Origin of the sequence: Actinobaculum sp. 313, from assembly GCF_003073475.1 — a bacterium.
GTDB lineage: Bacteria > Actinomycetota > Actinomycetes > Actinomycetales > Actinomycetaceae > Asp313.
In genome coordinates, this window is the sequence record NZ_CP029033.1 from 1,610,954 (window position 1) to 1,627,636 (window position 16,683).

A 16,683-nucleotide genomic window follows, 5' to 3' on the forward strand; every position below is an offset into this window, starting at 1 on the left:
GGAGTCAGAGTGTTCGGTCGTAAGAAGGAAGAGGAATCGGACCCCACGGAGCAGACGGCGGCGCCCGCAACCAAGCTTCCTCGCGGTTACACGCCGGCGAAAGGCGCGCCCACCCCACGGCGTAAAGACGTGGAGGCACGCAACCGTCGCCCGATCGTGTCCGACCGTTCACGTATGACAAAGCAGGAACGTAAAGCCTTCGATAAAGAAGAACGCGCCAAGTCGCGGGCGGAGAGCAATGCACGCTGGGAGCGGGAACAACGCGCAATGAAAACCGGCGACGAGCGGTTCATGCCCCCGCAACATGCCGGTCCGGTCCGCCGTTTTGGACGGGACTGCATTGATGCGCGCTTCTCCCCCGCTGTGATCTTCATGCCGCTGGCCCTGATTCTGCTCGTCGCCATGTTCACTCAGACCTTGATCGGAAACGTCGCCTTCCAGTACCTCGTACTCGCCATCTACGCGATCTTCATCCTGGTGGCCATTTATTCGGTGCTCATGGTGCGCCGCGTTCGCCTCCTGACGGAACACAAGTTCGGCGACGATAAGGTGCCGCCCCGTTTCTTCTGGCAGATGTTCACGCGGACTTTCTATCCGCGACGCTGGCGCTTGCCCCGCCCACAGGTCAAGCGTGGCCAGTTCCCCGAAGGCGGATCAGGGGCGGACGTACGGGAGGCGAGGTCCGCCCGCCGGGTCGAAAGTAGCTGCGGTAGCTGCCAGCACCCGCAGTCTTCACCCCTGCCATGGCCGCTTCCCACCGCGGCAGCCCGGTGCCTCGCAGTGCGACCGGCAGGCCCTCCTTGTCGCTTCGTCTTCCACCGCGACCGCGCGGAGCCTTGGGCACGGGCACGGATCACTTGCGTTTTGTGCCCTGCCGCAACGTAGCTATGCCGCCGTTGGCCGGGCCAATGCCCGATTGAGCCGCCCAGGGAACGTCGGGCCGCGGTAAACGAAAGACGTGAGGATTTCCAGCAGATCGGCGCCGGCGTTGATCATGCGGTTGGCGTCATCAACGCTGAAGATGCCTCCGACGCCGATAATGATTCGGTCAGGCCCGAGGTCCCGGCGCAGCGCGGAGACAATGCCGACCGCACGCTCGAACAGCGGCGCGCCCGAGAGCCCGCCCTCGCCAAAACCATGCTCAATGGTCGTATTGGCGGCGACGACGCCGTCAAGGTCCTCTATTTGAACTAAGGTCGCGATGGCGGCTATATCGTCGTCCAGCAAATCGGGCGCGAGCTTCACCAGTAGCGGGACGCGCCTACCGGCTGCGGCATCCGCTGCCTGCCGCGCCTCCCGCACAATTGGGCGCAACGCATCAACCGCCTGCAGATCGCGTAGCCCGGGAGTATTGGGAGAAGAGACGTTAATCACCAGGTAGTCGGCCCAGCGTGCCAGTTTCCATGCGCAGGTGGCGTAATCCGCCGGCGCATCGGCAGCGCTGACCCACTTGTTCTTACCGATGTTGACACCGACGACGGCGGCCCGGCCCCGCTTGGTGCCTCGCAGCTCGGCTAGGCGCTGTGCGGCAACATCGGCACCCGGGTTGTTGAATCCCATGCGATTACGGAACGCGTTCTGCTGAGGAATACGCCAGAGCCGCGGCCGATCATTACCGGGCTGCGGCAATGGTGTGATGGTACCAATCTCGGTAAAGGCGAAACCGAGTGCCACCGTGCCGAGAATGGCCGAGGCGTCCTTATCCTGACCTGCCGCCAATCCAACCCGCCCGGGCACCGGCCGAGCGAGCAAACCCCGCAGCTGTTCACCGCCCCGCCAACCAATCGTTGCCGCCGCGAGCGGTGCCAGCGGGCTTCTGCCGAAAGCACCGATCGCTCGCATGGCGCAATGGTGAGCCTGTTCCGGATCGGTATGAACCAGTAGATGGTCGTAAACGGACCGGTACATTTCACCCTCCGTTACGAGTCGCGATTTGCGAGGGCGATGACCAGGCCAACCAGGCAATGGCCGCCACCGCGCCTGGCACGGGAAGATAGAAATACGTTGCACCGGCGTCGAACCAGGGGCTGACCCTGTCAAGGGCAACATTGCCGCTGACCAATGCCACAAAAGGCATCACCACGTTGATCACCCAGGTGGCCCACGCCAGGCGGCGCATTCGCCTACCGTTGTGAATGATGCCGACGGCACCGGCGATCCAACACATGTCGGAAACCAGCGTCAGGCCTGCCTCGGATACGTCGCCGTCACCGAAGGCCACGGTGGATGCCACGACCCCCCGCCAGGAGAATATCAACGCGCCCGCGGCAAGGAGGAAGAGGAGAATACGCGGCCAGCCGTGCGCCGTCGTCCGATCATCGGGTAGAGCTTGATTACCATGTTGAGCGGGAATCGCCGTGCTCTCTCCCATGGGTTCACCCGCGTCGCCCATTCTTCTCCTCTCGCCGATAGGCGCTACCTTCATGCGCCTGAGGGATTGTGCCCCGTTGAAACCTACACCTGCAAATCGCGAATCTCAGCGGCGCTCCTGCCGCCGGTTCCACTGACGCATGGCATCGGGGTACCCCGTCTTCACAACCTCATAGAACGGAATGCCCAATTCCTGGGCGAGCTGCGCTCCCGAGCTTGGATCAGGTATCCGACGACGAGTCCATTCACCGTCGCGAGCCACGAGGAGTAACGCTGACTGTTCTCGCGGTGTCTCCGGTTCGAAGTATGCCTCAACCCCCTGCCGGCTAGCGACGAACTCTTGGAAATGCTTTATTGTCGCGGCCTTGGCAGCATTCTGCTCACGCCGCGAGGAGCCATGCGCAGAAGCGGCGGAACGCCTGCGAGAGAATAAACCCATGTTCTAAGCCTACGCGGCCAACACCCGTACGCCCACTATCGGCCCGCTTGCTGTCCGCAAGATTGTAGGCATCGGATTCGCACCACGCGACGTCGGTGCCTCACTCAGGCGCAAACCCGCAGCCCAAACACGGAGCCGGGCGAATCCGGCGATGTCAGACGAATACGCCCACACGCCCACAGCGTAGGCGATGTAGGTAAAATCACACGTCATGCATGGCACAATGGTGAGGGGTTAATTTTTCTCCGCCCCATGTGGATAATTGGGACTAAGGTACTAGCTGAAGCTGCTAGTCGATTCCTGCTCGAGGGAGAGGGACGTGGCTGAAACCAGGGAATACGACGTAATCGTGCTCGGCGCGGGAAGCGGTGGATACGCCACTGCTTTACGTGTCGGCCAACTCGGATTGAAAGTCGGGCTCATCGAGGCCGACAAGGTGGGTGGCACCTGCCTACATCGCGGCTGCATTCCCACCAAAGCACTTCTGCACGCGGCAGAGGTCGCAGATGAGATGCGCGAAGGGCCGTCAATAGGCGTGCGCGGAGCATTCGAAGGCATCGATATGCAAGCCCTCAATGTCTATAAGGAGGGCGTCGTCCAGAAGATGTACAAAGGGCTGACCGGCCTAGTCTCTAGCCGCGGCGTTGACACCATTGCAGGGTGGGGACGCCTAGTCGACAAGCACACTGTCGAGGTCAACGGCACTCATTACCGAGGGAAGAACATTGTCCTGGCCTCCGGCTCATACTCGAAAACACTCGGTCTGGACATCACCGGGCGGGTTATTACATCGGATCAGGCGCTCAGCATGAATGAAGTGCCCGGTTCAGTCATCATTCTCGGCGGCGGTGTGATCGGCGTCGAGTTCGCCTCGATCTGGGCATCGTACGGCGCTGAGGTGACGATTATCGAGGCGCTTCCGCACCTCGCTCCGAATGAAGACGAAGCCGTTTCAAAGATGCTGGAACGTTCCTTCCGCAAGCGGGGCATCAAATTCGTCACCAAAACCATGTTCGACCGTGTGGAGCAGACGGAGGCGGGAGTAACCGTCTTTACACAGAACGGCAAGGGCTACGTCGCCGACTACCTGCTCGTTGCCACCGGTCGGGGTCCTGCCACCGCCAATCTCGGATACGAAGAACAAGGTATTGCCATGGATCGCGGCTTCGTCCTCACCGACGAACGGCTACGTACCAACGTGCCCGGAATCTACGCCGTCGGCGACATCGTGCCCGGGCTGCAGCTCGCGCACCGCGGCTTCTTGCAGGGTATCTTCGTCGCCGAAGAAATCGCCGGGCTTAATCCACGGCCCATTAACGAGAACTACATCCCGCGGGTGACCTTCTGCAACCCCGAGATCGCATCGGTGGGTTTGAATCAGGCCAAGGCTGAAGAAGTCTATGGCAAGGACAATGTCGAAACCGTCGAGTTCAACCTCGCGGGCAACGGCAAGTCGCAGATGCTCGGCACGCAGGGCTTCGTCAAACTCGTGCGTGAGAAGAACGGACCGATCCTCGGTTTCCACGCCATTGGTGCCCGTATGGGCGAACAAATCGGCGAGGGCGAGCTCATGGTGGCATGGGAAGCCAGCCCCGAAGACTTCGATGGCCTGATCCATGCACATCCCTCCCAGAACGAATCCATCGGCGAGGCCGTATTGGCTCTAGCCGGAAAACCGCTCCACACCCACAACTGAGAAGAGGAATGATGTCCGAACCAATTAGAATGCCCGCACTCGGCGAGTCCGTCACGAGCGGAACCGTCACAACGTGGCTGAAGAACGTGGGAGATGCCGTTTCTCTCGACGAACCGGTCCTGGAAGTGTCGACTGATAAGGTTGATTCCGAGGTTCCGGCGCCCGTCGAAGGCATCCTGGAGCAAATCCTCGTCCAAGAGGATGAGGAAGTGGAAGTCGGGACCGTTCTCGGCTATATCGGCGACGGATCCGGTGCCGCGTCGGCCGAGGGTGCGCCGGAGGCCGCAACGCCGACGCAGGTGCCTGCGGCGCCCGCACCTGCGGTCCCCGCGCCCGTGGCAGAAGCTCCTGTGGCAGAAGCTCCCTCGGCACCGGTAGCAGGTGCGGCCACCGGATCAGCAGTCACAATGCCGGCACTTGGAGAATCGGTAACGGAGGGCACCGTCACCACTTGGCTCAAGCAGGTCGGCGACGCGGTTGAGGTGGATGAGCCACTTCTTGAGGTGTCGACGGATAAGGTCGATAGCGAGGTTCCCTCGCCCGCTTCCGGCGTTCTCCAGCAGATTCTCGTGCAGGAAGACGAATCAGTCGCCGTCGGAACCGTGCTGGCATACGTCGGAGAAGGCGTGATTACTTCCGCCGTCGAAACCACCGCCGCACCGGCCCCCGCTCCGCAGACCCCGCCCGTGGCGTCCGCTCCCGCAGCCGCCGCTCCCGCCCCGGCTCCTGTTCCCGTAGCGGAACCAGTTGCTCAACGCGAAGCCGCCGCTCCCGTGGCAGTGGATTCCGAGCCTTCAGGGTATGTGACACCCATTGTCCGTAAACTCGCCCGGGAATTAGGCGTTGATCTATCCGCCGTGACCGGCACCGGTGTCGGAGGCAGAATCCGCCGCCAGGATGTCGAAGACGCCGCAAAGGCCGCGCAGGAAGCAGCTGCGGCAGCGGCCGCCGCTGCCGCTCCGGCTCCTGCGGCTAGTGCAGTTCCTTCCTCCGCCACACCCGCGCAGGAGGACGCGGTCGGCCTGCGTGGAACCACGCAAAAGATGCCTCACCTGCGCCAGGTCATCGCCAAGCGCATGGTGGAGTCACTGCAAGTGTCCGCTCAACTGACCACCGTCGTTGAGGCCGATGTGACGCGGATTGTCGCCTTGCGCGGAGCGAAAAAGGACGAGTTTTTGGCTAAAGAGGGCACGAAGTTGACCTTCCTCCCCTTCTTTGTCAAGGCTGCCACTGACACGTTGAAGTCGCATCCAAAGCTCAACGCCACCATCGATGGTAAGCAGGTCACCTACTTCGATCACGAGCATATCGGGATTGCTGTGGACGCTCCCAAGGGGCTGACCGTTCCGGTGATCAAGAACGCCGGCGATCTCAATATCGCTGGCATCGCAAAGGCGATCAACGATCTCGCGGCACGCACCCGCAATAGCACCATCAAGCCGGACGAGCTCTCCGGGTCGACCTTCACCATCACGAACACTGGTTCTACCGGCGCACTGTTCGATACACCGATTATCAACCAGCCGGAAGTCGCGATCTTGGGCATCGGCGGGATTGTGAAGCGCCCTGCCGCCGTGCGTGACGCCGATGGAAATGAAGTGATCGGACTGCGTTCAATGGTGTATCTGGCTCTGAGCTACGATCACCGGCTCGTTGACGGCGCGGATGCCGGGCGGTACCTCAAGGATCTCAAGGCACGCCTAGAAGCCGGTGACTTCGAAGCTGACTTGGGAATCTGACAGGCCGACTCGGGATCTGTGATCGATTGATCGGGGTACCTGAGACTGTTTCGCGGCTCGGCGTATGAGTCGGTCGACGCGTGTGGGGCGCATCCTGAGGGTGCGCCCCGCTTTCAATCTGGTCGCACCGCCAGGCCCGCCGGTGCACCCTACTCTTCATCCGATGGCACCGCCGCAAGGAGGCACGACAGTGCTTGCGGGTAGCTCGGCCCGCCTGCAGCCCAGCTTGCCTAACCGCCCGCAGACCTGGCAGCTCCACGACCTTGTCAGCCCTGCATATCCCTGTCAGGCCCGCAGCTAGCCGCGCCGGTAGCCCGTCTACACGTCAAATGCCCGTCCAGTGATACCCACCCGCAAGCACAGCAGCCCGCAGTGCACGAGATGATTTCGTGACCAGCCCGCTCACTGCCAGTTTGCAACCGTGACCGGCACGCCACCGTTCCGCGCGCCGATGACTCAGCCCCGAGAGGGATCACCATCGCGTGGCTGATCGGGTCATTGCTGACTCACGTTGTTCATACACTCCGCAGTGCTCTCGATTCTCCAGGGTGCGGGAGCGAGCTCCCAACGAGTACAGCGCTGTGCCAGCGGTCCTATCACCTCCCCTGTGCTAAGCCTGAGTTCTTGCTGAACGGTGTATACCTCCCACGTGTGCGGAGCTACCACGTTCACCCCCAACACTTCGGTGTTCAGCACTGCCACACTTCCCCGCATTTCCCTCAGTAAAGCCGTATCGGCGGCGCGCGCGGGACTTCCATCCGATGTCAGCTCCGCCAAAGCAGCGGCGTCATCAGCCATCAGTGCCTGATCGCGTCGGCTCTGCAGGTCCTGCACAACTGCGGTGGCCTCACGCGCATTGGGTACCGCGGAGTTCTCCAGTACAGACAACGATTCGTTTGCCGACGTCGACGACGGCGTCGGTGGTGGCGGTGGCGACGATCCCCATAGCACCTGCGCCAGGACGATGCCGACAAACAGACCCGCGATTCCTGCATACCACTGCCTCATGGCAACAGTTCACCACCCGCTTTCACCGTCTGCAGCGGTTATCCACAGGGCCGCGGCCGACCTAACCCTGCGTACCTCTGTGCAACCGTCACCAGTGGCATCCGACCATAATCGGATCGGCTTGCGGCAAGAATCTGCCGCACAAGGATCATCCGCCGCCCCAGACGACATCGGGTGGCACAGAGTCAAGCAATAGTCCACCGCGCATGTATCATCGCCGCGCCTTGAACTCGGCGGCGCATAATCCTGGTTGCGGCACAGTCCCAGGCGTAGGGTGGCACGAGGTAGTAGGCCAAGATGGGCGCCCATCGCCTCTACTCGGCTCGGCGCAGGGCTCGGGTCACCGACGTTGCCGCCCGGCTGGAGCTTTGTCCGGATGCCACTCCTGTTTCTATCCCGGGATAATGTCAACTAGAATTTCTTGCGTTCGCAGGTGAAAGGACAGACATGGCGAAGGACTCAGGCCGCACGAAGCCGAAGAAGAAGCACTGGTGGAACTACCTTGGTGACGCCTACCGGATTACGAAGCGTTCCTACTCATGGACACCGTGGGCGCTACTCGCCGGATTCGCCATCGGTCTGGCGGTAGGTATTGTCCCGAGCATTCTGACCGGCCGTTGGCTGAGCTGGATGCTGATCGGGATCATGCTCGCACTACTCCTACCGATGATCACCCTCACCCGGCTGGTGCGCCGCGCCAGCTACGCCCAGATTGACGGCATGCCGGGTGCCGCTTCCGCCGTGCTGGACAACATCAAGCGTGGCTGGGATATTTCCACAGAACCGGTTCGAGTCAACGCCCGCACGCAGGATATGGTCTTCCGGGCCATCGGCCGCCCCGGCATCGTGCTGATTGCGGAAGGGCCCAAAGGGCGAGTCGGAAAGCTCATCGACGAGGAACGGCGTGCCATCCACCGCGTCGCACCGAATGCTCCCATTCACACCATTTTCATCGGGCATGACGACGGTCAGACAGAACTGATCAGTCTTGAAAAGTCCATGCGACGCCTTCCGAAGACGATTTCAAACGCGGAAGTCGCCGCCCTTGCTCGCCGCCTGGAAGCGATCAAGACGAATACGCTGCCAATTCCGAAGGGAATCGATCCCATGAAGGCACGCCCCGACCGCCGCGCCTTGCGCGGCAAGTAGCACTGCCGCAGCCCGGCGCTGATTCATGAGACGTGCACGTCATCGACCGGGCCGGTGAGGTAGAACGGGTGAAGTAACAGGGGCAGCTGTCCAGCATGACCACGGCTGCCCAGCGCGCTGACAGAAAGAAACGGGATGTTCACACGTGCGGAAGAAGCCATCGCCTACACCAAGGAACGGGGCGTAAAGTTCATCGATATCAGGTTCTGTGACCTGCCCGGTATCATGCAGCATTTCACCATTCCGGTCGACACCTTCAAAGACGACGTCTTCACCGACGGCCTGATGTTCGACGGGTCGTCCATTCGTGGATTTCAAGCCATCCACGAATCCGATATGAAGCTTATTCCGGATGTCTCCTCCGCCTTCATTGACCCCTTCCGCACCGAGAAGACTCTGGTGATGAACTTCTCGATCGTTGACCCGTTCACCGATGAGTCCTACCGCCGCGACCCGCGCAACATTGCTCGGCATGCCGAGGAATACCTCAAGTCGACCGGTATCGCCGACACCGTGTTCTTCGGCGCGGAGGCCGAGTTTTACCTCTTTGACGATATCCGTTTTGAGTCGACTGTGCACTCATCCTCGTACCGCTTGGATTCGGAAGCGGGTTGGTGGAACACCAACCGCGAGGAAGAGGGAGGCAATCTCGGTTACAAGACGCGCCTGAAGGGCGGGTACTTCCCCGTCTCCCCGAATGACCATTTCTGCGACTTGCGCGACGCTATCAGCATCAACTTAGCGAAGGTCGGATTGCAGGTCGAGCGCGCCCACCATGAGGTCGGAACCGGCGGTCAGCAGGAGATCAATTACACCTTCGATACTCTGCTTGCTGCCGCCGACGACGTCATGAAATTCAAGTACGTTGTGAAGAATACGGCGTGGCAGGCAGGCAAAACGGCGACCTTCATGCCGAAACCGCTATTCGGCGATAACGGCTCCGGAATGCACTGTCATCAGTCCCTCTGGAAGGACGGCAAGCCCCTATTCGCCGACGAGCGTGGCTACGGTGGACTCTCAGACTTGGCCCGCTGGTATATCGGCGGCCTGCTCGAACACGCACCATCGCTCCTGGCAATCACCAACCCATCAGTGAACTCATTCCACCGGCTCGTCCCCGGCTTCGAAGCACCAGTGAACCTCGTCTACTCCGCACGTAATCGCTCCGCCTGCATTCGTATCCCCGTCACGGGCACGTCGCCCAAGAGCAAGCGCATCGAGTACCGTGTTCCGGACCCTGCTGCTAATCCATACCTTGCTTTTGCAGCGCAACTCATGGCAGGCCTCGATGGCATCCGTCATCGGACCGAACCGGCCGATCCCATCGACAAAGACCTTTACGAGCTTCCACCCGAGGAGCATGCCCAGATCGCCCAACTCCCCGAGTCTTTCGAGGATGCCTTGCGCGCTCTTGATGCAGACCACGACTATCTCTTGGAAGGCGACGTGTTCACCGAGGATCTCATCCAAACCTGGATTGATTACAAGATGGCCAATGAGATCGCTCCACTGCGCCAACGCCCGCACCCGTACGAGTTCGCACTGTACTACGACATCTGAGTACCTTAGCCGCAGCGAGCAGCACCTTCGCGATACGTCCCAACGGCGCGAAGGTGCAAGCGCAACAGTCGCGGCTGCAATGCTCATAATGCGCACAGATATTCCGGACTACGGGAAAGCGCGGTAGATTGTTGCGGTCCAAGCATGGATGAGAATGACCGACTGGTGGCCACCTGCTCAGGAGAGGACGGCACATGCTCAGAAGGCGAATCGCCGCTACCGCACTTATCGGTGCCTGCGCGCTGGCGCTGACCGCCTGCCGGTCCGCCGACGAGGTCATCTCCGAGTACAACGCCAAACAGGGCCTGTCCGGGTATTCGGACAGTTACGACGTCTCCTCCGTGGGCACAGATCCCGACGTCGTTGCACTGGTACCGGAATCGGTTGCTGCGGATGGCAAGCTCACCATTGGTTCTAATCTGTACTGGGCACCGGCGGAATTCCAGATCAACGGGCAGCCCACCGGCTACGAGATCGACATGATGAAGGCCGTCGCCGCTCGGATGGGCCTTGAGCTCGACGTGAAGAATGCTGAATTCGACTCGATCATGCCGGGGATTCCAACGAAGTACGAGGTGGGCGCATCCTCTTTTACCATCACCGCAGAACGCGAAGTGAACTTCAATATGATCCAGTTCTATACGGTTGGAGTCTCCTGGGCGGTGCAGACCGGAAATCCCACCGACTTTGACTCCGCCGATATCTGTGGGCGCACAATCGGTGTGCAGACGGGTACAACGGAAGACGAAGAAGTAGCGGCGCTTGCGGAGAAGTGCGTGGTGAAGCCCAATATCCAGCGTTACGACAGCCAGGACGCCGTCACGCAGGCACTGGTCGGTGGCAAGATCGAGGCGATGTCCGCAGACTCGTCTGTGGTGGATTACGCCTTACAACGCACCAACGGTGCTCTCGAATTGCAGGGAGACATCACCGGGACGGCACCACAGGGCGTCGTCGTCGCGAAGGACGATCCTGAGATGACAGCGGCCGTGCAGGCCGCACTCCAGTCGCTTATGGATGACGGAACGCTTGACGAGATCTTTGCCACCTGGGGTATTACCGAGAACGTGGCGACCGAAGCGATAGTGAATCCGGTGAAATGATGGCCGATGTGAACAAGGCATACGAGGTGGAGCACGAGCCCGCGCACTCCGGTGCTGTCGGCGAGCAGCCGACGGCGACGACGAACCTCCAGCTCATCCGTGCGATTCCCGTTCCCCACTACGGCCGTTGGATCGCCGTCGGCATGCTTGCGATCCTCGCCGCCATGGCTATTCACGGGCTGGTGACGAACAAGAACTTCAACTGGGACCTGGTTCTTCCCATGCTATTCACCCGCGAAATAGCCAATGCGATCAAGTGGACGCTTCTTCTGACCGTGGCCGCAATGGCTATCGGAATCGTCCTCGCCATCATCCTCGCCATTATGCGGCGTTCGGACAACCCCGTGATGCGAGCGGTGGCGACGTTCTACATCTGGTTCTTCCGCGGAACTCCGATTTACACCCAACTGATATTCTGGGGCCTGATCGGCGTGCTCTATCCACGTCTCTCGCTCGGCATCCCCTTCGGACCCGAGTTCTTCAGCTTCCGCACCTACGATGTTTTCACCGCCGCCGTCGCCGCGATTCTTGGGCTCGGGCTGAACGAGGCCGCATATCTCTCGGAGATCATGCGCTCCGGGCTCGCATCCGTGGACAAAGGGCAAGAAGAGGCAGCTCAAGCGCTCGGGATGAAGCCAAGCACTATTCTCTACCGCATTGTGCTGCCCCAGGCGATGCGCGTTATTGTGCCACCCACGGGTAATGAGACCATCTCCATGCTGAAAACGACATCGCTGGTAACCGCGGTCCCCTTCACCTTGGAGTTGACAAAGGTCGCCACGGACTACGGCTCGCAGACGCTGCTTCCGATTCCCTTCCTGGTGGTTGCCGGCCTGTGGTATCTCGTTATCACCTCGATTCTCATGTTCTTCCAGTCGAAAATTGAGGCCTACTACGGACGTGGGAACAGCGACACGAGCATTCGCGTCTCGCGACGCCACAAGAACCGGCAACGCAGCGCACGGCAAGCCGCCATAAACGCCGCCCAGACAACACCGGCGCAGAACTCCGCCGAATGGACCCCGTAGAGCAGGAGCTGATATGGCGATGGTTGAGGTGCGCGATGTGCACAAGTTCTACGGAGACCTGCACGTTCTACGCGGCGTTACGTTAAGCGTGCATCGAGGTGAGGTCTGCACGATTCTCGGCCCTCCGGTTCGGGTAAGTCAACGCTGCTGCGCTGCGTGAATGTTCTGGAGGAAATCCAGGCAGGCTCGATCACCGTGGACGGCACGCTCATGGGCTACCGGCAGGACGCGCGCGGACGACTTCACGAACTGCGACCGAAGGAGCTCGCCCGCCAACGTGCCCATATCGGCATGGTTTTTCAACGCTTCAACCTCTTCCCGCATATGACCGCCATACAGAACGTCATGGCTGCACCAATGCGTGTCAACGGCCTGCCACGCGACCTCGCCTTTGACAAGGCCCTCGCACTGCTCGACCTGGTTGGCCTCGCGCAGCGGGCCGATCACTACCCGGCACAACTCTCCGGCGGACAGCAGCAACGCGTCGCCATTGCACGCGCCATGGCAATGGAACCCGACCTCATGCTATTCGACGAACCCACCTCGGCACTCGACCCGGAATTGGTCGGCGAAGTGCTCGCCGTTATGCAGGACCTGGCCACGTCCGGGATGACGATGATGGTGGTCACGCACGAGATGGGTTTTGCCCGCGAAGTCTCCGACACCATGGTTTTCATGGATGAGGGAACCATTGTGGAATCCGGTCGGCCCGACGCCGTCTTCGACGCCCCTCATCATCCGCGCACACGCGAATTCCTCGCCAAGGTGCTCGATCACTAGGGCCCGATCAATCACACCGTCTCGCCCATCCACGACAGCGCTCGGTACCCGGCGTCAAGGCTGCCCTCCGCCACACACATGCCGGTATTGTCAAGGTGCCCGTCAATGTAGTGCTTCCAGGTCAGGCCCGCCACCCGCATACCGCACCACCAGGAGAGCATGGAACCGTGTGAGAAAATGGCCACGCTGTCCGCCTTCGTGGCCTCGATTTCCCGCACGACGGCATCGAAGCGCATCAGGGCCTGCCGTCCAGTAATTGATCCTCCCATCGGTTCATCCATTGAATGAGTGAACCAGCGCTCAATGGTGGAGAGGTAGCCGCGGTACGCCGTTTCGTCGCTGCCGCCCTCCCAGCTCCCGGCTTCGATCTCGCGCAAACCATCGCGTTCTACCGGTACGAGGCCACGGCTGCGCGCCAAGGGCGCAGCGGTCTGATGCGTCCGAATCAGGCTCGAGACCCAGATCGCATCAACGGATTCCCCTGACAGACGCTCAACGATCCCAACGGCCTGCTCTCGGCCGCGTTCCGTCAAATGTGCACCCGGGTAGTCCGTATCAATCGTGTGGCTGGCATTCATCTCCGTCTGCCCATGCCGGATCAGGTAAAGGCGCATTGTTCTCCTTTGATCGCACCATCTGCCGCTTAGTCTGCCATAAAACTCAGACGGAGGGCATACTCGGATTGCCGTAAAAGACTCGCTCCACCACCGCTCGGCATCGCCTTGCCAGGCGCAAATAGCTCTCCTCCACCTCATGACGTGAGGCTGCGTCCCATCCGAGCAGGGCCGTGACTACCGCCAACTCATCGGAATCGTGCGGCAGAGCACTTATCTTCGTCGTGAAGGCCCTACCCGTCCCCAGAAAATTTACGTCGCGCAGCTGGGAGGCGAAGCTCCACGCCTCGCGCAGCATTTCCTCGTCCGCGTCAGAGAGTATGCCCACCCGTGCCGCGCCGGCGAGCGCTCCCAAGGTCGAGGTGCACCGAAGTGCCTCGTGCTCGCCCGCGTATCGGAGTTGCAACAACTGCGCGGTCCATTCAACATCCGACAATCCACCGCGTCCCAGTTTGAGGTGATGCTGCGGATCGACACCGCGTGGAATGCGTTCCATCTCCACACGCGCCTTCATCAGTCGGATCTCGCGTATCTGGGCTTGGCTGATACCACCCACAGGGTAACGATACGCATTGATCAGGCCCAAGAAGCGCTCCCCCAGTTCATGATCGCCAGCGCCGTAGCGGGCCCGCAAAAGAGCTTGAATCTCCCAAGTCTGGGCCCATCGTTGGTAATACTCCGCGTAGGCTTCCCAGCTGCGCGACAACGCGCCGTTGCGTCCTTCCGGGCGAAGATCGGTATCAACTGCAAGCGGGGGCTCGCTCCCGGTCTCCGCGAGTAGACGACGTGTCTGCACGGCGACCTCCACGGCAAGGCGTTGCGCACGCTGCGGGTCTACGTTCGCAAACGGCTCATGCACGAAAAGAACATCGGCATCGGAGATGTAGCCCATCTCCTCGCCGCCCATACGGCCCATGGCGACAACCAGGTAGCGCGAAAGCGCCTCCGGTTCGTTCAAGCGTTCCTGCGCGGCCTGAATTCCGGCACGAAGTCCTGCCTCCAACGCGATGTCGGCCGCATGGGAGATCGCTTCTCGACATCCGGGCGGATCGATGACCCGCAGGGTCTGCGCCAGACCGACACGCAGTAATTCACGACGCCGCAGATACCTCCCGGCTTGCGCAATGGCCGTGGGATCACTGCGCCGTGAAAGCATGGAGGCAAGCTCGGCATTGAGCTCATCACGACTGCGCGGATGAAGGTCCGCCACATGTTCCAACCAGCCAATGGACTCCGCGAGGTTGGGGATCTGCGTGGCAACATAGCGCGATGATGACAGCACGTAGCACAGGCGTTGCGCCGCTGCGCCTCCATCGCGCAAGGTGCGCATATACCACGAAGTACGTCCCATTTTCTCCGACAACAACCGGAATGCCAGCAGTCCCGCGTCGGGTTCTGGCCCCTCGGTGAACCAGCCGAGCATCACGGGTAGTAGTTGGCGTTGAATCGCCGCATACCGTGACACCCCGGAAGTCAGGGCATCAATATGTCGCAGTGCACCATGCGGATCCCGATACCCGATAGCGGCAAGACGCGCCTCGGCTGCCTCGGTGTGCAGAGAAATATCGTCAGGTGAAAGTTTGGCAGCCTCCGGCAGGAGCGGCCGGTAGTAGATTTCTTGATGGAGAGATCGCACTTCTCTTCGGGTGTGTTGCCATGCCGTCTCCAGGTCCTCGCCTGTTGCAATGCCCCCGCAACGCATCGCTCGGGCAACCCTGCGCAGATCCGCCACACCGGCCGGAAGCAGATGAGACCGGCGCAGATGCTGCAGTTGGATCCGGTGCTCCAGAACGCGCAGCAGGCGGTAGTCGGCGTCAAGTTTGGCGGCATCACTGCGAGAGACGTAGCCTCCATCACGCAGCGCCGTCAAGGCGGCGAGGGTGGAACGTACTCGCAGCGTCTCGTCCGTACGCCCATGCACGAGTTGGAGCAGCTGAACGGTGAATTCGACATCGCGCAGTCCGCCCTTCCCCAGTTTGAGTTGGCGACCCTCCTCCCGCGCCGGTACGTGTTCTTCTACCCGTTTGCGCATGGCGCGCGAATCCTCAACGAAGTTCTCTCGTCCGGCAGCGCTCCATACCAGGTGCCAGATGCTTTCGATGTAGGCCGCCCCCAATTCGTGGTCACCGGCTATTGGTCGCGCTTTCAGCAATGCCTGAAACTCCCACCCTTTAGCCCAGCGCCGGTAATAGGCCGCGTGGGAATCGAGGGTGCGTACAAGTGGCCCGTCCTTGCCCTCCGGCCGTAAAGCGGCATCAAGCATCCACAGCGCAGGTTCGCCGGCGGGAGCAGCTACCGCTCTACCGACGAAAGAGGCAAGCCTTGTGCCGACTGCAATGACCTCTTCCTCGCTTGTTGTCTCGTCGAGCGCACGAACCACGTACACGACATCGACATCCGATATGTAGTTCAGTTCCCGGGCACCCGTTTTACCCAGCGCAATAATGGCCAGCCCAACATGTTCGGCTCCGGGAGTCTCGGCCCGGGCCAGTGCAAGGGCCGCCTCCAGCGTGCCACCGACGATATCGGCGATCGACTCCCCCACCGGTACGACGGCTGCGAGTGGGTCGGCGCACGTCAGATCGGCGGCGGCAACGGCAACGATTCGCGAGAAATAATGGGCACGGAGAGCGCTAATGCCGGCGGCGCCTCGCATCCGAGCGCAAGGAAATTCGTCCTGTTCATCAGCATCAACCGCGCGTAGGGCCCGCGCACGCTCGACGGCGAGTCCGGGAGAAGGAATCGCTTGTCCACCGATGTCGTCCTCCATTCCGGCGGCACGCGCGGTGCCGTCGTCGGTGTCCAGCGATGCCAGAACAGCGGGATGCGCAATCAGAAAGTCTCCCAAGGCGCTGGACATCCCCAACACGGCAAGGAGTCGCTTCCTCCGTGCTGGGTCGCTCACGATCTCCCGCAGCAACACGCGGCCACCGGAATCGGCCGGAGCCGCGGAGCCGTCCTTGTCGCAGGCCTCCGCCAAACGGATGAGCGCCAGCAGGCAGGCATCCGGGTCAGCGACGGCTGCGAAGTCACCAAGAATCTGCCCTAAGCCGTCACCAGAGGAATCCTGTACGGAGGCGAGCAATCCTGCTGACGCGGGATCATCCAACAGCCGAGCGGCCCGGGCGGGATCCGTAAAACCCGCTCGGCGCAGGCGCGTCGCAAGGCTTTCCTGGCGCATCGGAGCTCATCTCTTA

13 protein-coding genes and 1 pseudogene are annotated in these 16,683 nt (G+C 61.2%); 8 read left to right on the plus strand and 6 right to left on the minus strand.

Annotation, left to right across the window (positions count from 1 at the left end; genetic code table 11):
• Nucleotides 1-9 precede the first annotated feature (9 nt).
• The gene (locus DDD63_RS06985; RefSeq protein ID WP_108715768.1) at nt 10-885 is read left to right on the plus strand and encodes a DUF3043 domain-containing protein; all 876 of its coding nucleotides are present in this window, start codon (nt 10-12) and stop codon (nt 883-885) included.
• Here the strand turns inward: DDD63_RS06985 and DDD63_RS06990 are convergent, their stop codons facing one another.
• The 3 genes from DDD63_RS06990 to DDD63_RS07000 are packed head-to-tail and all read right to left on the minus strand — an operon-like array spanning nt 886 to nt 2,809.
• Nucleotides 886-1,908 (minus strand): quinone-dependent dihydroorotate dehydrogenase, encoded by a 1,023-nt coding sequence (locus DDD63_RS06990; RefSeq protein ID WP_108715769.1) that lies wholly within the window; start codon nt 1,906-1,908, stop codon nt 886-888. It abuts the gene before it with no gap.
• Between the two features lies 1 nt (nt 1,909).
• Nucleotides 1,910-2,425, minus strand: a complete 516-nt coding sequence (locus DDD63_RS06995; RefSeq protein WP_125482459.1) for a hypothetical protein — start codon at nt 2,423-2,425, stop codon at nt 1,910-1,912.
• 51 nt (nt 2,426-2,476) lie between these two features.
• The gene (locus DDD63_RS07000) at nt 2,477-2,809 is read right to left on the minus strand and encodes an oxidoreductase (protein WP_108715771.1); all 333 of its coding nucleotides are present in this window, start codon (nt 2,807-2,809) and stop codon (nt 2,477-2,479) included.
• 319 nt (nt 2,810-3,128) lie between these two features.
• Here DDD63_RS07000 and lpdA point away from each other — a divergent pair, with 319 nt between their 5' ends.
• Together lpdA and sucB are read left to right on the plus strand one after the other, a co-directional pair.
• Nucleotides 3,129-4,505: a dihydrolipoyl dehydrogenase gene (gene lpdA, locus DDD63_RS07005; RefSeq protein ID WP_108715772.1), complete on the plus strand. Its 1,377-nt coding sequence runs from the start codon at nt 3,129-3,131 to the stop codon at nt 4,503-4,505.
• A gap of 11 nt (nt 4,506-4,516) precedes the next feature.
• Nucleotides 4,517-6,244: a 2-oxoglutarate dehydrogenase, E2 component, dihydrolipoamide succinyltransferase gene (gene sucB / locus DDD63_RS07010; protein ID WP_108715773.1), complete on the plus strand. Its 1,728-nt coding sequence runs from the start codon at nt 4,517-4,519 to the stop codon at nt 6,242-6,244.
• Between the two features lie 495 nt (nt 6,245-6,739).
• Here the strand turns inward: sucB and DDD63_RS07015 are convergent, their stop codons facing one another.
• Nucleotides 6,740-7,252: a hypothetical protein gene (locus DDD63_RS07015; RefSeq protein WP_108715774.1), complete on the minus strand. Its 513-nt coding sequence runs from the start codon at nt 7,250-7,252 to the stop codon at nt 6,740-6,742.
• Nucleotides 7,253-7,699: 447 nt separating this feature from the next.
• Between DDD63_RS07015 and DDD63_RS07020 the strand changes: the two genes are divergently transcribed.
• The 5 genes and pseudogenes from DDD63_RS07020 (at nt 7,700) to DDD63_RS07040 (ending at nt 12,872) form a co-directional block, all read left to right on the plus strand.
• Entirely contained in the window at nt 7,700-8,401 is a 702-nt protein-coding gene (locus DDD63_RS07020) for a DUF4191 domain-containing protein (protein WP_108715775.1), read from the plus strand.
• A gap of 135 nt (nt 8,402-8,536) precedes the next feature.
• Nucleotides 8,537-9,961 carry a type I glutamate--ammonia ligase gene (glnA, locus tag DDD63_RS07025; protein ID WP_108715776.1) on the plus strand — a complete coding sequence of 475 codons (1,425 nt, stop codon included), beginning with the start codon at nt 8,537-8,539 and terminating at the stop codon, nt 9,959-9,961.
• A 194-nt stretch (nt 9,962-10,155) separates the two neighbouring features.
• Nucleotides 10,156-11,064 (plus strand): ABC transporter substrate-binding protein, encoded by a 909-nt coding sequence (locus tag DDD63_RS07030; protein WP_108715777.1) that lies wholly within the window; start codon nt 10,156-10,158, stop codon nt 11,062-11,064.
• Between the two features lie 95 nt (nt 11,065-11,159).
• Complete coding sequence (locus DDD63_RS07035) at nt 11,160-12,092, plus strand: amino acid ABC transporter permease (protein ID WP_240611474.1); 933 nt, start codon at nt 11,160-11,162, stop codon at nt 12,090-12,092.
• Nucleotides 12,093-12,105: 13 nt separating this feature from the next.
• Nucleotides 12,106-12,872 (plus strand): annotated as a pseudogene (locus DDD63_RS07040) (amino acid ABC transporter ATP-binding protein).
• An 11-nt stretch (nt 12,873-12,883) separates the two neighbouring features.
• Here DDD63_RS07040 and DDD63_RS07045 read toward each other — a convergent pair.
• Both DDD63_RS07045 and DDD63_RS07050 read right to left on the minus strand, forming a co-directional pair.
• Complete coding sequence (locus DDD63_RS07045; protein ID WP_164505486.1) at nt 12,884-13,486, minus strand: histidine phosphatase family protein; 603 nt, start codon at nt 13,484-13,486, stop codon at nt 12,884-12,886.
• A gap of 46 nt (nt 13,487-13,532) precedes the next feature.
• A complete protein-coding gene (locus DDD63_RS07050; protein ID WP_108715779.1) occupies nt 13,533-16,667 on the minus strand; it encodes a bifunctional [glutamine synthetase] adenylyltransferase/[glutamine synthetase]-adenylyl-L-tyrosine phosphorylase in 3,135 nt (1,044 codons plus the stop codon).
• Nucleotides 16,668-16,683: the final 16 nt, after the last annotated feature.

Bases quoted from the DNA above. Each gene is read 5' to 3' on its own strand.
- DDD63_RS06990 (WP_108715769.1), bottom strand. From the start codon at position 1,908: ATGTACCGGTCCGTTTACGACCATCTACTGGTTCATACCGATCCGGAA.
- DDD63_RS06995 (WP_125482459.1), bottom strand. From the start codon at position 2,425: ATGAAGGTAGCGCCTATCGGCGAGAGGAGAAGAATGGGCGACGCGGGT.
- DDD63_RS07000 (WP_108715771.1), bottom strand. From the start codon at position 2,809: ATGGGTTTATTCTCTCGCAGGCGTTCCGCCGCTTCTGCGCATGGCTCC.
- sucB (WP_108715773.1), top strand. From the start codon at position 4,517: ATGTCCGAACCAATTAGAATGCCCGCACTCGGCGAGTCCGTCACGAGC.
- DDD63_RS07015 (WP_108715774.1), bottom strand. From the start codon at position 7,252: ATGAGGCAGTGGTATGCAGGAATCGCGGGTCTGTTTGTCGGCATCGTC.
- DDD63_RS07020 (WP_108715775.1), top strand. From the start codon at position 7,700: ATGGCGAAGGACTCAGGCCGCACGAAGCCGAAGAAGAAGCACTGGTGG.
- glnA (WP_108715776.1), top strand. From the start codon at position 8,537: ATGTTCACACGTGCGGAAGAAGCCATCGCCTACACCAAGGAACGGGGC.
- DDD63_RS07030 (WP_108715777.1), top strand. From the start codon at position 10,156: ATGCTCAGAAGGCGAATCGCCGCTACCGCACTTATCGGTGCCTGCGCG.
- DDD63_RS07045 (WP_164505486.1), bottom strand. From the start codon at position 13,486: ATGCGCCTTTACCTGATCCGGCATGGGCAGACGGAGATGAATGCCAGC.
- DDD63_RS07050 (WP_108715779.1), bottom strand. From the start codon at position 16,667: ATGCGCCAGGAAAGCCTTGCGACGCGCCTGCGCCGAGCGGGTTTTACG.